This is a genomic window from Barrientosiimonas endolithica (genome assembly GCF_030296655.1).
Classification (GTDB): domain Bacteria; phylum Actinomycetota; class Actinomycetes; order Actinomycetales; family Dermatophilaceae; genus Barrientosiimonas; species Barrientosiimonas humi.
In genome coordinates this window covers 3,270,674-3,285,637 of the sequence record NZ_AP027735.1, presented here as the reverse complement: position 1 = coordinate 3,285,637, position 14,964 = coordinate 3,270,674, and the positions used below count along the sequence as shown (strand labels likewise).

Sequence of the window (14,964 nt, the reverse complement as noted above, 5' to 3'; positions counted from 1 at the left end):
CCGAGCCTGTTGAGCACCCCCACGCTGGTCGAGCAGCCGCGAGGCGCCGGCCGAGCGGCGTATCGAGACCCACGCGCCCCGATCCCGGCCATGATGACCTCATGCCCCGCCCGAAGGTCACCCGAGCCCAGGCCCTCGCCTGGCGCCTGCGCCGCCAGCACCTGCTCGACGGCGCGGCCGACCCTGTCGAGGTGGTGCGCACCCTCGGCATGCTGGCGATCTTCGGGAGCGACCCCGACCTGGCCGTACGCCGCCGGCTGGCCTCGCCCGGCCCGCCCAGTGAGGTGCAGCGCGCGCTGGGCGAGGGCCGGCTGCTGCGCACCTGGGCCCGGGGTGCGGTCAGCCTGATGGAGCCGGCGACCGCCGGCCGCTTCCTGGTGATCCGGGCCGCCGGGCGGCAGTGGGCGCGCAAGAGCTGGGTCGAGTTCTACGACCTGCAGCCCGACGACTGGCCGGACCTGCGCGAGATCGTGCGCGGCGTGGTCGCCGACGGACCGGTGCCGCCGCAGGCCGTCGCCGACGAGCTCGCGCGCGCGCGCCGGTTCGCCCATCTGGCACCGCAGTTCGCCGAGCCGAACATCACCCTGCTCAAGCCGTTCTCCTGGCAGGGCGACATCGTGCTCGGGCCCGGCCTCGACGGCCCGATGCTGCTGCAGAGCCCCGAGGCCACCAGCGGCTGGCGCGGTCTGCCCGACCTCGACGAGGCCGGGCGCGCCGCGGTGCTGGACTACTTCGCGGCCTACGGCCCGGCGACCAGGGCCGACGTGCACCACTGGCTCGGCGACGGGCTGAGCGCGGGCCGGTCGCGCGTGGAGCGGTGGCTCGACGACGTCACCGACCGGCTGGTCGAGGTCGACGTCGACGGCGAAAAGGTCTGGCACGCGGGCGATCTCGTCGACCAGCTGCTCGAGACGGAGGCGGCCGGGCGGGTCGTCATGCTCCCCGGCAAGGACGCCTGGGTCTTCGGCCCCGGCACCAAGCACACCTGGGTCGTGCCGCCGGCCACGCGGCAGGACATGACGCGCGGGGTCGCGCCGATCGTGGTCGACGGCGTGGTGAGCGGCACCTGGCGGGTCGGCGACGACAGGCTGCACACCGCCTGGCTGGACGAGCCGAGCGCGACGGTGGCGAAGGCGTACGACGCCGAGGTCGCCCGCCTGTCCGCCCTGGTCGGGCACGAGCTCACCCCGAGCGGGTAGCCCCCGGCCCGCGCATCTCCCCACGGGTGGTCGTGCGCGAAGGGGCGGCGACATACGGTTTGGGCATGGCTTCGATCCTCATCTTCGGCGGGCACGGCAAGATCGCCCTCCTCGCCGAGCCGCTCCTCGTCAACGCCGGGCACACCGTCGACGCGGTGATCCGCAACCCCGACCACCGCGACGAGGTGGCCGCGACCGGGGCCAACCCGATCGTCGCCGACGTGGAGCAGCTCGAGCCCGAGGACATGCAGGATCTGGTCGAGGGGCACGACGTCGTGATCTGGTCGGCGGGGGCCGGCGGCGGCGACCCCGAGCGCACCGAGGCGGTCGACCGGGACGCCGCGATCCGGTCGATCGGCGCCTCCCAGGTGGCCCAGGTGCCGCGCTACGTGATGGTGTCCTACTTCGGCGCCGGCCCCGACCACGGAGTTCCGGAGGACGAGGGCTTCTTCACCTATGCCGAGGCGAAGGCCGCGGCCGACGCCTACCTGCGGGCCGCCGACGTCGACGCGGTGGTGCTGGGTCCCAGCCGCCTGCTCGACGAGCCCGGCACCGGCACGGTCAGCGTCGGCGACACCGAGGGCACCGGGGTGCCGCGCGCCGACGTCGCCGCCGTGATCGCGGCGGTCGTCGACAACCCCGAGGTCAAGAACGTCACGTTCGAGTTCAACGCCGGCGACGTGCCGGTGGCCGAGGCCGTCCAGAGCCTCGTGGAGTGACCACCGGGGGCCGTACGCCCTCGCCGGCTCACCCCGCCGACTCGCCCAGCTGCCGACCGAGCTCGCGCACGGCCTGACGCAGCGGCTCCGACCCGACCACCCGCCACGGCACCTCGATGGTCGCCAGCTGGCGGGCGAACCAGTCGGGCGTGTTCGTCGTCGCCCGCAGGCGCGACTGCGAGTCCCCCACGGGCTCAAGGCTTCCCAGGCTGCGCCGCACCCAGTAGCGCGCCTGCTCGACCGGCGCGTCGATGATCACCTCGACCTCGTGCTCCCAGCCCTGGGCCAGGTGGTCCTCCAGCGCGGTGAGGGCGTCCAGGTCGTCGGGCGGGTCGAAAACCGTTGGCAGCGCGTGGATCTCGTCGATGCGGTCGGCCCGCAGCACCCGCTGCGCTCCGGCGGTGTGCGACCAGCACAGCAGGTACCACCGGCTGTGCCGCAGCACGACCGCCCACGGGTCGACCTCCATCTCGCGGGTCTTCTCGCCGATGCGGTAGTCCAGCCGCAGCCGGCGCCCCGCCGCGCATGCCAGCACCAGCCGCGACGTGAGGTCGGGGTCGAGCTGCGGCCGGATGCTCGGCGCCGCCGTGCGCTCCCACGTGCTGCGCACCGGCTCGGCCAGCTCGCGCGGCAGCACCCGCACCAGCTTGGCGATCGCCGCGCCGACCGGGTCGGACGGCTCGGCCGCCGCGCGGTGCCCCTCCAGCGCCGCCATCACCAGCCCGAGCGACTCGGCGGGGGAGAGCATGAGCGGGGCGAGGCGCAGGCCGCGGCCGACGCGATACCCGCCGTACGGCCCGGTCGTCGACTCGATCGGCAGGTCGGCCTCGCGCAGCGTGCCGACGTAGCGGCGGGCCGCCCGCTCGGTCACGCCGAGCCGCTCGCCCAGCTGCTGGGCGGTGATGCCGGGGGTGTTCTGGATCGCCTCGAGGGCCAGCAGGGCTCGCGCGGTCGGGTTGGCGGCGCGGGGCATGCGCGACCTCCTGGTCGATGGCGTACGCCCACCAAGCCTGCCGCACGCACGCTCAGCCGGTCATGTCCTCCAGCTCCTTGCCCTTGGTCTCCTGCACGAACTTCTTCACGAAGATCAGCGAGAGCAGGGCGAAGAGGCAGTAGAGGCCGTACGCCAGGCCGAGCGAGACGTCCTTGAGCGACGGGAACGACACGGTGATCAGCCAGTTCGCGACCCACTGGGCACCCGCGGCCAGCGACAGGGCGGCGGCGCGGATGCGGTTGGGGAAGGTCTCGCCGAGCAGCACCCACACGATCGGCCCCCACGACATGCCGAACGCGATGACGAAGACGTTGGCCGCGACCAGCGCGATCGGCCCCTGCGCCCCCTCGAGCACCGGGGTGACCTCGCCGGCGGCGTTGGTGACGGTCGAGGCGGTGCCGAACACGAGGGCCATGACACCGAGCGAGATCGTCATGCCGATCGAGCCGATGATCAGCAGCGGCTTGCGCCCGATGCGGTCGACGGTCGCGATCGCGATGAGCGTGGTGAGGATGTTGACCACCGAGGTGATGACGGTGATCTTGAACGAGTCGTCCTCGCTGAACCCGACGGCCTCCCACAGCACGTTGGAGTAGTAGAAGATCACGTTGATCCCGACGAACTGCTGGAAGACCGACAGCCCGATGCCGATCCACACGATCGGCATCAGACCCATCGCCGGGCCCTTGATGTCGGCCATCGACGGCTTCTTCTCGCGGGAGAGGCTGCGCTGGATCTGGTCGATCTTGATGTCGAGGTTCTTCTGACCGAGCAGCGTGGTGAGCACCTTGCGCGCCTCGGGCACCTTGTGCGTCGCGACGAGGTAGCGCGGCGACTCGGGGATCGTCAGCGACAGCACGCCGTAGATCACGGCCGGGATGGCCATCGCGAAGAACATCCAGCGCCAGGCCTCGAGGCCGAGCCACAGCTCCTCGCTCGACCCGCCGGCGGCCCGCGCGAGCAGGTAGTCGATGAGCAGCGACATGAAGATTCCGGACACGATCGCGAGCTGCTGCAGCGAGCCGAGGCGGCCACGGATCTTGGCCGGCGCGATCTCGGCGATGTAGGCCGGCGCGATGACCGAGGCGGCTCCGACGCCGAGGCCGCCGACGATGCGGAAGATCACGACCATCATCAGGCTGTTGGCGAAACCGGTGCCGAACGCGGAGATGAAGAAGAGCACGGCGGCGAGCTTCATCACCGACAGGCGGCCGACCCGGTCGGCGAGCCGCCCGGCGAAGACCGCGCCGGCTGCGGCGCCGAGAAGTGCTGAGGCGACAGCGAATCCGAGCTCGGCGGACCCGACCTGGTACTCCCGCTCGATGGCCGAGACCGCGCCGTTGATGACCGCGCTGTCATATCCGAACAGGAAGCCGCCGAGGGCGGCGACCGACGCGATGCGCACCGCGCTGCGGCCGGTGCTGGTGTCTGACTCGTCGTAGATGGACTCGGCTTCCGGGGCCGGGCCGTGCTCGCTCATGGGGACCTCCTGCTCCGGCCGCGCGGCCGGCGGTGCCGGTCAGGCGGAAGGCGTGTTGCGGAACAGGAAAACGCTACTCCCCCTGAGCCGTTGGCGGCGCGCCCCGCCCGAGACCGACGTACGTCCGCAGCAGCTCGGGCCGGTCGACGGCCTGAGCCTGGGCCACCTTCTCGAGCGCAGCCCCCTGCAGCAGCCGCTTCACCGGCACCTCCAGCTTCTTGCCCGTGCGGGTGTGCGGGACGCCCTCGACCGCGATCACCTCGTCGGGCACGTGCCGCGGCGACGCGGCGCGCCGGATCTCCTCGCGCAGCTCGGCCACGAGCTCGTCGGTGAGCTCCTGCCCCTCGGCGAGGTGCACGAACAACGGCATCCAGTAGCCGCCGTCCGGGAGCTCGCACCCGACCACGAGCGCCTCGACCACGGCGGGGTGGCGCTCGACCGCGGCATAGATGTCGGCGCTGCCCATGCGCACACCGTTGCGGTTGAGCGTCGCGTCGGAGCGACCGTGGATCACGACCGACCCGCGCTCGGTGACCGTGATCCAGTCACCCTGCCGCCACACGCCGGGGTAGGTCGCGAGATACGAGTCCTGATAACGGGATCCGTCGTCATCGCCCCACAGCCGCAGCGGCATGCTCGGCATCGGACGGGTGACGACGAGCTCACCGACCTCCCCGACCAGCGGCCGGCCCTCGTCGTCCCACGCGGCCACCGCGACGCCGAGGCACCGGGTGGAGATCTCGCCCGCCCAGACCGGCACGAGGGGCGCGCCGGAGACGAACGCGCTGGCCACGTCGGTGCCGCCGCTCAGCGACCACAGCGGCAGGTCACCGACGTGGTCGCGCACCCAGGCGAAGGAGTGGGCGGGCAGCGGCGCGCCCGTCGAGCCCATCGCCCGCAGCCGCGACAGGTCGTGCTCGCGCGCGGGGTCGAGCCCGGCGCCCTCCGACGCCTGCAGGAATCCAGGGCTCACCCCGAACAGCGTCACGCCGTGGTCGGCCACGATCTGCCACAGCCGGTCGGGGCTGGGGTGGGTCGGTGAGCCGTCGTAGCAGACCACGCTCGCGCCGACCGCCAGCGCGTGCAGCTGGGTGTTCCACATGACCCAGCTCGGGGAGGTGAACCAGAAGTAGCGGTCGCCCGGCTGCAGGTCCTCGTGCAGCCCGGCGGTCTTCAGCGCCTCGACCAGCACGCCCCCATGGCCGTGCACGAGGCCCTTGGGCAGCCCGGTCGTCCCCGACGAGAACAGCACCCAGAGGGGAGCGTCGAACGCCAGCGGCACCGGACGTACGGCGGGGTCGGGGTCGGCGACCGCGTCGTCGTACGACATCCAGCCCGCGGCCGCGACGGGGGCGGTCGGGTCGCCCGCGGGCGAGGAGTCACGACCGCTCCGCCGCACCATGACGCCGAGGCGCACGGAGGAGCGCTGCCCGCAGCTCCTCGCTGGCCGCGACCCGGTCGTGAGCGGTGCCGTTCCAGGTGTAGCCGTCGGCGCAGACCAGCGCGACCGGTGCGAGCTGGCCGAAGCGGTCGACGGCGGCACCCGGGGCGTAGTCCTGCCCCACGCTGGTCCAGGTCGCGCCCACGGTCGCCGTCGCGAGGAAGGCGACGATCGCCTCGCCGACGTTGGGCAGGTATCCCGCGACCACGTCGCCCTCGCCGATCCCGTTGCGGCGCAACGTCGTTGCGAGCCCGAGCGCCTCGGTGGTCAGCTGCGCCCGGGTCCACTCCCGCGCTTCCCCGGACTCGTCGACCGACACGATCGCGACCTCGTCGGGGTCACCCTGGTCGAGGATCCAGCCGCCGAAGTTGACCTGCGCTCCGGTGAACCAGCGGGCGCCCGGCATCGCCTCGTCGGCGAGCACCTGGTCGTAGTCGCCCGCGATCCCGAAGAAGTCCCACACCGCCGCCCAGAACTCCGGCAGGTGCGCGACCGACCACTGCCAGAGGTCGTCGTACGTCGGGAGCGCCACCCCGTGCCGGCTCTCCACCAGCCGTCGGAAGGCGGTCATCCGCGACCGCTCGACGCGGTCCGGGCTGGGCAGGTAGATCGGCTGCGGCTCGCTCACATCCGCACGCTAGACCCCGCCCCGCCCGAGCCGCCTCAACCGCGCTCGCGCACCTGCGCGTCGGAGTCGGCGCCCGAGCCGGACTCCTGGTCCACCACCTCGTCGTCCCCGTCACCGATCTCGCGCCGGTCGTCGGCGTCGGCGTCGTCGGACTCCTCCGCCGCACCAGCGCCGCTGCGGTGCCGCCCCGCCGGCTCGTCGCCGGGACCCCACACGTCACGCTTCATGCCCCAGTAGACCCGGGCGGCGACGCCGAAGTAGATGACCAGCCCGAGCACCATCCAGGCCAGCAGGACCATCAGGTCGCGGCCGACGCTCTCGCCGCCGAAGTAGACGATCGAGCGCACGGCGTCCACGCCGGCACCGTTCGGCAGCCACGCCCCGACCGAGGCCCACGGCTCGGGCAGCAGCTCGTAGGAGTACGCCCCGCCTGCGCTGGGGTTGCCGACCACGACGAAGATCAGGATCGCCAGGCCGATGCCGACGACGCCGAACAGCGCGGCCGCGCCGTACGTGAAGAACCCGGCGGCCAGCACCACGAGCGTGCCGAGGCCGGCGATCTGCCAGAAGTGCCCGGTCAGCGACTCGAACCACAGGTCGACGATGGCTGCGCCGGCGATGCCCGAGGCGGCGGCATAGACCACCGCTCCACCGAGACGCCACAGCGCGCGCCGGAAGTTGCGCGACCGGTTGCCCGCGCGGATGCCGAGCAGCGAGGCCATCAGGTATCCGCCGACCAGCCAGCCGACGACGAGGTAGAACGCGGTCAGGCCGCGGCCGTCCTTGGGCAGCGCGGGCACGACGTCCTCGACGCGCAGCGTGCGCTGCTGGCTGGCGTCGACCCGCTCCAGCACGGTCTGCGCCGCGGAGGCGAGGCTCGCCCCGTGCGCGGTCGCGACGAGCAGGGTGTCCTGCGTCGTCTGCGGGTTCACGATGTACGCCGTCTGCACCTCTCCCGTGCGCACCTGCTCGCGCGCGTCCTGGGCCGAGGTCGCGGTCGTCGCCTCGAGCGGCCCGTCGGGGAGGGCGTTGAGCCGCTGCGCCGTCTGGGTCGCGAACTGAGTGGTCGGCCCGGCGACCGCGACCGAGATGCCCTGCGGCTTGGGGTCGTGGAACGCGCCGACGTAGGACGCGATGAACGCGGCCTGCAGGAGGAAGCACGCGACGAAGATCCCCACGACGCGCGGGGAGAGCATCTCGCGCACGCGCTCACGCGTCGGCTCGTCGGTGCTGCGCTCGTACCCGGGCCGCGGCCCGCGCACCTGGCGGGTCTTGACCGGCACCGACGCGTCGTCGGACCGTGCCTCGTCGGCGCTGTGCTTGCCCACTGGTGGCCTCCCCTGATGCAGGACTGCAGAACTCTTCCACGATGCCAGAGCCGCGCGGGGTCGCAGGGCCATCGCGGCCCCGGGAGCGCATGAGCCTCGTCACCGTTTCCTACCTGCGGGTAACCAACGGGTCGCGGTGTGCTCGCCCCGATGACGACGACGGGTGGAGTACGAGCGTGGTCGGCCGGGCGGGTCAGCCCCGCTCGCGCAGTCTCCGCAAAGCCCCGGTCGCGCACCCGGCCAACAGCGCCAGCGCGGCCACGACCATCGCGACGTACGTGATCGTCAGCCCCCAGCTCGGCTCACCGCTGAGTCCCTGCCCGGCATACCCGAGCAGGAGCATGCCCAGGGCGAGCATGAGCAGCAGGGCGGGCGCGGACGTGTGAGACCCACCGAATGCCGACGCGAGTCCCGGTTCTCTGCGCGCTTCACCATGGCGGCTCGTCACGCGGTTCACCCCTTCAAGCAGGGCTCGAGTGCCGAGACGCCGCCGACGCACTTCGCGACCCGCCACCAGTCGGGGGCGCGAGTCTGAAACTCTGCGATGCGCTCGAGCTCCGTGCCGAGGCCGTCGAGCGCGGCGCGAGTGCCCGGGTCAACCCGGTACCCGATCACCGTGGAGCCGTTCATGAAATAGGCGCAACACGGTGACGAATCATGAGTACTCCCCGAGCACGTTCGACGAATGGCGACAGCAGGTTGACGTCACCCGATGTGAGCGAGGCTAGGTTGTGGTGTTGCACATGGCAATCATCGGCGCCCGATCTGCCCGTGACTCACCCGAACAGGATCGCAGCCTCGTCGTAGCGCGCGCGGGGGACGGTCTTGAGGGTGCCGACGGCGTCGGTGAGCGACACGGTGGCGATGTCGATCCCGTCGAGCGCCACCATCGTCCCCCACTGCTCGGCGACGACCGCGTCGATCGCGCCGACGCCGAAGCGGGTGGCCAGCACCCGGTCGTACGCCGTCGGGCTGCCTCCGCGCTGCAGGTGGCCGAGCGTCATCTGGCGGGTCTCGATGCCCGTGGCGTCCTCGATCATCGGGGCCAGTCGCTGCGCGACGCCGCCGAGGCGGGGCCGGCCGAACGCGTCCAGCCCGTGCTGCGCGACGGCTTCTTCCTCGCCGTCGAGCACGAACCCCTCGGCCACCACCACGACGGGGGCGCGCCCGCGGCGCTGCGCCTCGAGCACCCACTCGGCGATCTGGTCGAGGGTGGTCGCGACCTCGGGGATGAGGATCGCGTGCGCGCCCGACGCGAGCCCCGCGTGCAGGGCGATCCACCCGACGTGCCGACCCATGACCTCGACGACCATGCAGCGGTGGTGCGCCTCGGCGGTCGTGCGCAGCCGGTCGATCGACTCGGTCGCGATCGACACCGCGGTGTCGAAGCCGAAGGTGTAGTCGGTGGCCGACAGGTCGTTGTCGATCGTCTTCGGCACCCCGACCACGTGGATGCCCTCGTCGGCGAGGCGCCGTGCGGCGGTGAGCGTGCCCTCGCCGCCGATCGCGATGAGCGAGTCCATGTCGTTCCTCGCCATGACCTCGCGCACCCGCTCGGGGCCGCCACCCTCGTACGGGTTCGTGCGGGACGTGCCGAGGATCGTGCCGCCCATGCCCGACAGGCCGCGAACTCGCTTGCGCTTCAACGGAAAGCAGTCGTCCTCGACGAGGCCGCGCCAGCCGTCGCGGATCCCCACGAACGACCGGTCGTGGATGCGGGTGCCCTTGATGACCGCCCCCGGATCACTGCGTTGAGGCCGGGACAGTCGCCGCCGCTGGTCAGGATGCCGATGTGCACCCGTCCAGTGTCAGGGGCCCATGTCGTACGCGCGAGTCGTCTCAGGGTGTGAGTGGCCACCCCGTTCGTTCCCCACCGGGAGCGCCGGGGTGATAGCACGGGAGCAGGCCAGCGCGAGGAGGCGGTAGTGGCGACGGTGAGCACGATCCGTGGTCCGGTCGACGTCGACGATCTCGGACCGACGCTCATGCACGAGCACGTGTTCGTGGTCAACGAGGAGTACCGGCGCAACTACCCCGAGCACTGGGACGAGCAGCAGCGGTTCGACGACGCCGTCACCAAGCTGCGGGCGCTCACCGACGCTGGCGTGCGCACCATCGTCGACCCGACCGTGCTCGGGCTCGGCCGCGACGTCGAGCGGGTCGCGCGCATCAACGAGCAGGTCGACCTGCACATCGTCCCCGCGACGGGGCTCTACACCTACCGCGACCTGCCGTTCGTCTTCTCGCTGACCGGCCCCGGCACCATGCTCGGCGGCGAGGAGCCGATGACCCCGCTGTTCGTGAAGGACCTCACCGAGGGCATCGCCGGCACCGGCATCAAGGCGGCGTTCCTCAAGTGCGCGATCGAGGCGCACGGGCTGACCGAGGGGTCGAGCGGGTGCTGCACGCGGTCGCCGACGCGCACGCGCAGACCGGCGCGCCGATCACCGTGCACACCCACGCCGAGTCGCAGCAGGGGCTGGTCGTGCAGCGGGTGTTCCGTGAGCGTGGCGTCGACCTCACCAAGGTCGTCATCGGGCACAGCGGCGACACCACCGACCTGGACTACCTCGAGCGGCTGATCGACGCCGGGTCCTACGTCGGGATGGACCGGTTCGGGCTCGACATCCTGCTGCCGTTCGAGCAGCGCGTCGACACCGTCGCCCGGCTGTGCGCCAAGGGCTACGCCGAGCGCACCGTGCTCGCGCAGGACGCCTCCTGCTACATCGACTGGTTCCCGCCCGGTCTCCCCGAGCAGCTGCAGCCGCGCTGGAACTACACCCACATCCACGACGAGGTCCTGCCCGCGCTGCGCGCGCAGGGCGTCACGGAGGAGGACATCACCACGATGCTGGTCGACAACCCGCGCCGATACTTCACCCCGGTCGCATGACCGTCGACAACGACCTGATCGCCGAGATCCCGCGCAGGACAACGAGTTTCGATGACAGCAACCTGACGCTGGGTGACGACGGCATCACGCGCTACGCCGGGCTGCCGGTCTCGATGGTCCACCTGCTGCGCGACGCCGCTGCGGCCCACCCCGGCGACGAGGCGGTCGTCGAGCTCGACGGCGGGCGGCTGACGTACGGCCAGCTGTGGGAGCGCGCGCAGCGGGTCGCCGGCGGCCTGCGCGCGGCGGGGGTGCAGGCGGGCGACCGCACGGCGATCCTGCTGCCGGCCGGCACCGACTGGACCCTCGCGTTCCTCGGGTCGATGGTCGCCGGCGCGATCGTGGTGCCGGTCAACACCCGCTTCGCCGAGCCCGAGGTGGCGTACGTCCTCGAGGACTCGGCGGCGGCGTACGTCTTCCGGCCGGGCGAGCCGCTGCCCGACGGCGACCCGGTCGTCGTCGAGCCCGAGCACGCCGACGTGGCCGCGATCTTCTACACCTCCGGCACGACCGGCCAGCCCAAGGGCGCGCTCACCACGCACGAGGCGTTCCTGTCCAACTGCGAGTCGATGCTGCGCGCGACCCCCGACGACGACCGCGACGCGGTCACCGGCCCGGCCTATCGCACGCTCATCTCGGTGCCGCTCTTCCACGTCACCGGCTGCAACTCCCAGCTCCTCACCGCGCTGTACGTCGGCGGCACCGCCGTGATCCTGCCCGCGCTCGACGTGGGCCGGCTGCTGCGCGCCGTGGGGGAGGAGCGGATCAGCGCGCTCACCACGGTCCCGGCGATCTACGGCCTCATGCTCGCCCACCCCGACTTCCCGAGCACCGACATCTCCTCGGTGCGGCGGGCGAGCTACGGCGGGGCGCCCATCGCCCCGGCGCTGGTGCACGCGATCAAGCGCGCATTCCCAGAAGCGAGAGTTTCCAACGGTTTCGGGATGACCGAGACGGCTGCGCTGGCGTGCGGGCTGCCCGACGAGGAGGCGGCCGAGCACGCCGACTCGGTGGGCTGGCCGGTGCCGGTGGTCGACCTCGCGCTGTTCATGACCGACCCCGAGACCGGAGTCGGCGAGCTGCTCATGCGCGGGCCGACGATCACCCCGGGCTACTGGAACAAGCCGGAGAAGACGAGCGAGGCGTTCGTCGACGGGTGGCTGCGCTCGGGCGACCTCGCGCGGGTCGACGACGAGGGCCGCGTCTACATCATCGACCGGGCCAAGGACATGATCAACCGCGGCGGAGAGAACGTCTACAGCGTCGAGGTCGAGAATGCCCTCGCCGGCGCCCCCGGGGTGGCCGAGGCCGCGGTCGTCGGCGTCGCCAACCCGGTGCTCGGCGAGGCCGTCGGCATGGTGCTCTACCCCCGCCCCGGGCAGACCGTCGACCCGCAGAACGTCCTGGCCTACCTGCGCGGCCGCATCGCCGACTACAAGATCCCGCAGTACGCCGTCGTGCGCGACGAGCCGCTCCCGCGCAACCCCGGCGGCAAGATCCTCAAGCGCCCGCTGCGCGACAGCGACGACTGGGGCGACCGGCTCTGGTGACCCGTCACGGGCGGCCTATCGCCGGGGCGGCGCAGGCACCCCCGCGTCCCATTTCTGGGCGCACGGAACCGTCGACGCAACTTTAATTCTTAAAGTTGCGCTGACGGGCGGTTGGTGCCCACTAAGGGCTTGTCCGACGTCCTCGCACCTCGATCAGCGGGGCGTAGAGCGCCATCACGTCCAGCGCGTTCGCGTGGTTCTGCGGGGTCGAGCCGGCGCAGGCGTCGGCGCGCACCACCACGCGCACCCCGGCGTCCGACATCGGCAGCGCCGTGGAGATCACGCAGCAGTCCGTGGCGACACCGACGAGCTCCACCGACCGCGCCCCGCCGAGGGCCCGCTGCAGCGCCGGCGCCCACTTGCCGAAGGTGGGCTCGTCGACCGTGGGGCGACCGGCGTACTCCGGGATCAGGGCGTAGAGCTCGCCGTCGGCCGGCGCCAGCGCGAACGGCCACTGCTCGTAGTACGCCACCCACGCCCCGGCCGGGCGCTCCGGCGCCACGAAGCGGGTGAAGACCGTCCGATCCGGGCCGTACGCCTGCACCCGCTCCGCGATGCGCGCTCGCGCATCCGCGAACATCGGTGAGCCCCAGTCGGATCCGGGGTCGGCGAAGACGTGCTGCAGGTCGACGCAGACCAGCACGTCGCACAGCTCCTCGCCCGTGCCTTCTGTCGCGCTCGGTCGCACTGCACTCCGGCCGCGTGCTCGTTCCTCGCCCGCAACCTGCGTTGCGCGCTCCTCGCCGCTCAATCCAGCGACTCCTGCTCGCGCACCGCTCCCCGGCTCAGCGCCAGCGTGCCGACCAGGCCGACGAGCAGCGCCACCAGCACCCCGAGGCCGGCGCCGGCCCAGGTGCCCTCCTTGCCGCCGAACGGCCCGAGCAGGTAGCCCTGCCACCGCAGCCACGACGCGTTCGTGTTGGTCACCAGACCCCAGCCGACGACGGTGCCGAGCAGCATCAGCCCGATCGCGCCCCACCGCACGGCGCCGTAGCGGCCGCGCGGGTCGTACAGGTCGGCATCGGCATAGTCGCGACGGCGCAGCGCCATGTCGCCGAGGAAGACACCCAGCCACGCGGCCAGCGGCACCCCGCCGGTGATGAGGAAGCCCTGGAACGGGCCGAGGAAGTCGGTCGCGAAGAACGTCACGAGCACCGCGCCGACCGTCATCAGCACCCCGTCGATGCCGGCGGCGACCGCCCGCGGCACGCGCAGCCCCATCGACAGCAGCGACAGGCCGCTGGAGTAGATGTCGAGCACGATGCCGCCGATCAGCCCCAGCACCACGACCACGACGAACGGGATCATGAACCAGGTCGGCAGCAGCCCGGCCAGCGTGCCGAACGGGTCGGCCGCCAGGCCGTCCATCGTCGCCTGCTCCGAGCCGGCGAGCAGCAGACCGAACACGAACAGCACCAGCGGCGCGACCGACGCCCCGAACGTCGTCCAGCCGACGACCCCCGCGCTGGACGCCGAGCGCGGCAGGTATCGCGAGTAGTCGGCGGCCGCGTTGGTCCACCCGAGCCCGAGCGCGGTCAGCAGCATCACGCCCGCGCCGAGGGTCGACGCGAGCGACCCCGACTCCAGCGTCGTGACCCTGGAGAAGTCGATGTGGTCGAGCGACAGCAGCATGTACGCGATCGTCAGCACCGCGGTCGCGAGCGTGATCCAGGTCTGCACCTTCATGATCGCCTGGTATCCGAAAACCCCTGCGAACACACTGATCCCGACGACGACCAGGATGATCAGCAGCTTCACGCCGGTGCCGCCGTCACCCCAGCCGAGGCGCTGCAGGGCGGCGCTGCCCGCCTGGGTCGCGAGCACGACCAGCACGATCTCCCACCCGACGAGCAGCATCCACGACACGAACGCCGGCAGCCGGTTGCCCTCGACCCCGAACGCCGCCCGGGACAGCACCATCGTCGGCGCCGACCCGCGCTTGCCCGCGAGCGACACCAGCCCGCACAGCAGGAACGAGCCGACGACGCCGATCACGCCGACGACCACGGCCTGCCAGAACGAGACGCCGAAGAAGAGCACGTAGGCGCCGTAGGGGATCGCGAGCACCGAGATGTTCGCGGCGAACCACGGCCAGAACAGCGACCGCGGCGTGCCGTGCCGCTCGGACTCGGCGATGACGTTCAGGCCGTTCGCCTCGACGGCGGCGGCCGCCCCGTCCTGCGCGGGGCTGCTTCGGTGGACATGGGCGCCAACCTAGTGCGGCGACCGCGGACGTACGCCCGCTCGGACGCTGAAGACTCAGACGCTGAAGACCGGGTGCGCGCCCTTGGGCGGCAGGCTCAGGTCGTCGGGGGCGCGGCCGGGCGCGCCGCCCGCAGCGACCACCCGGGTGCGCAGCTCGCGGTAGAAGTCCTGCACCCCGCCCTCGCCGTACGGCGACACCATGCGCAGCGAGAACGCCCGCCCGTCGGCCGGCGCCACCCAGACGGTGCCGAACGTGGAGATGCCGAGGTCGCGGACGGTCGCGAGGGTGGCCCTGCGCCGGCTGAACCGGCCCTGCGCGACGAGCTCGGTGTCGGTGACGCGCACCTTCCACCACGCGACGTCCGTCAGGGCGTACAGCCCGACGAGCAGGAAGACCAGCGCGGCCGGCTCGCCGCGCAGCACGCCGTACGCCCCGGTCGGCAGTGCCAAGAGCGTCCCCACGGCCATGGCGAACCGGCGACTCCAGTGCGGTCGCCCGACCAGTGCCTCAGCCACGCGCGCAGCGT

General features: G+C 72.3%; 13 protein-coding genes and 2 pseudogenes. 4 read left to right on the top strand and 11 right to left on the bottom strand.

Translation table 11 applies throughout. The features are described from left to right. Nucleotides 1-101: 101 nt before the first annotated feature. Both QUE40_RS16555 and QUE40_RS16550 read left to right on the top strand, forming a co-directional pair. Entirely contained in the window at nucleotides 102-1,199 is a 1,098-nt protein-coding gene (locus QUE40_RS16555) for a DNA glycosylase AlkZ-like family protein (protein WP_289231656.1), read from the top strand. Nucleotides 1,200-1,264: 65 nt separating this feature from the next. After that, nucleotides 1,265-1,918 carry an NAD(P)H-binding protein gene (locus tag QUE40_RS16550; protein WP_142007033.1) on the top strand — a complete coding sequence of 218 codons (654 nt, stop codon included), beginning with the start codon at nucleotides 1,265-1,267 and terminating at the stop codon, nucleotides 1,916-1,918. A gap of 28 nt (nucleotides 1,919-1,946) precedes the next feature. On the opposite strand, the gene QUE40_RS16545 is transcribed toward QUE40_RS16550, so the two are convergent. The 8 genes and pseudogenes from QUE40_RS16545 to QUE40_RS16510 form a co-directional block, all read right to left on the bottom strand. After that, nucleotides 1,947-2,891 carry a helix-turn-helix transcriptional regulator gene (locus QUE40_RS16545; protein WP_142007032.1) on the bottom strand — a complete coding sequence of 315 codons (945 nt, stop codon included), beginning with the start codon at nucleotides 2,889-2,891 and terminating at the stop codon, nucleotides 1,947-1,949. A 52-nt stretch (nucleotides 2,892-2,943) separates the two neighbouring features. Continuing rightward, nucleotides 2,944-4,392: a sugar porter family MFS transporter gene (locus QUE40_RS16540; RefSeq protein ID WP_142007031.1), complete on the bottom strand. Its 1,449-nt coding sequence runs from the start codon at nucleotides 4,390-4,392 to the stop codon at nucleotides 2,944-2,946. A 73-nt stretch (nucleotides 4,393-4,465) separates the two neighbouring features. Further along, nucleotides 4,466-5,809, bottom strand: coding sequence for an acetoacetate--CoA ligase (locus QUE40_RS16535; RefSeq protein WP_289231655.1), 1,344 nt, complete (start codon nucleotides 5,807-5,809; stop codon nucleotides 4,466-4,468). Continuing rightward, on the bottom strand, nucleotides 5,772-6,461 hold the full coding sequence (locus tag QUE40_RS16530; protein ID WP_289231654.1) for an AMP-binding protein: 690 nt from the start codon (nucleotides 6,459-6,461) through the stop codon (nucleotides 5,772-5,774). The genes QUE40_RS16535 and QUE40_RS16530 overlap by 38 nt, the downstream gene beginning before the upstream one ends. A gap of 35 nt (nucleotides 6,462-6,496) precedes the next feature. Further along, nucleotides 6,497-7,789 carry a hypothetical protein gene (locus QUE40_RS16525; RefSeq protein ID WP_289231653.1) on the bottom strand — a complete coding sequence of 431 codons (1,293 nt, stop codon included), beginning with the start codon at nucleotides 7,787-7,789 and terminating at the stop codon, nucleotides 6,497-6,499. A 193-nt stretch (nucleotides 7,790-7,982) separates the two neighbouring features. Next, nucleotides 7,983-8,147, bottom strand: coding sequence for a hypothetical protein (locus tag QUE40_RS16520; RefSeq protein WP_289231652.1), 165 nt, complete (start codon nucleotides 8,145-8,147; stop codon nucleotides 7,983-7,985). Between the two features lie 95 nt (nucleotides 8,148-8,242). Further along, on the bottom strand, nucleotides 8,243-8,419 hold the full coding sequence (locus QUE40_RS16515; RefSeq protein ID WP_289231651.1) for a hypothetical protein: 177 nt from the start codon (nucleotides 8,417-8,419) through the stop codon (nucleotides 8,243-8,245). A gap of 146 nt (nucleotides 8,420-8,565) precedes the next feature. Next, a pseudogene (locus tag QUE40_RS16510) lies at nucleotides 8,566-9,587 on the bottom strand (ATP-dependent 6-phosphofructokinase). A 187-nt stretch (nucleotides 9,588-9,774) separates the two neighbouring features. Here QUE40_RS16510 and QUE40_RS19480 point away from each other — a divergent pair. Then, nucleotides 9,775-10,682 (top strand): annotated as a pseudogene (locus QUE40_RS19480) (phosphotriesterase family protein). Then, nucleotides 10,679-12,232 carry a class I adenylate-forming enzyme family protein gene (locus QUE40_RS16495; protein ID WP_289231649.1) on the top strand — a complete coding sequence of 518 codons (1,554 nt, stop codon included), beginning with the start codon at nucleotides 10,679-10,681 and terminating at the stop codon, nucleotides 12,230-12,232. The pseudogene QUE40_RS19480 and the gene QUE40_RS16495 overlap by 4 nt, the downstream one beginning before the upstream one ends. Before the next feature lie 121 nt (nucleotides 12,233-12,353). Here QUE40_RS16495 and QUE40_RS16490 read toward each other — a convergent pair whose 3' ends face one another. The 3 genes from QUE40_RS16490 to QUE40_RS16480 all read right to left on the bottom strand — a co-directional run bounded on the left by QUE40_RS16490 (nucleotide 12,354) and on the right by QUE40_RS16480 (nucleotide 14,953). Beyond that, a complete protein-coding gene (locus QUE40_RS16490) occupies nucleotides 12,354-12,875 on the bottom strand; it encodes a cysteine hydrolase family protein (protein WP_289231648.1) in 522 nt (173 codons plus the stop codon). Nucleotides 12,876-12,979: 104 nt separating this feature from the next. Further along, nucleotides 12,980-14,377, bottom strand: a complete 1,398-nt coding sequence (locus tag QUE40_RS16485; protein WP_289233112.1) for a purine-cytosine permease family protein — start codon at nucleotides 14,375-14,377, stop codon at nucleotides 12,980-12,982. A gap of 114 nt (nucleotides 14,378-14,491) precedes the next feature. Then, entirely contained in the window at nucleotides 14,492-14,953 is a 462-nt protein-coding gene (locus QUE40_RS16480; RefSeq protein ID WP_289231647.1) for a hypothetical protein, read from the bottom strand. Between the last annotated feature and the right edge of the window lie 11 nt (nucleotides 14,954-14,964).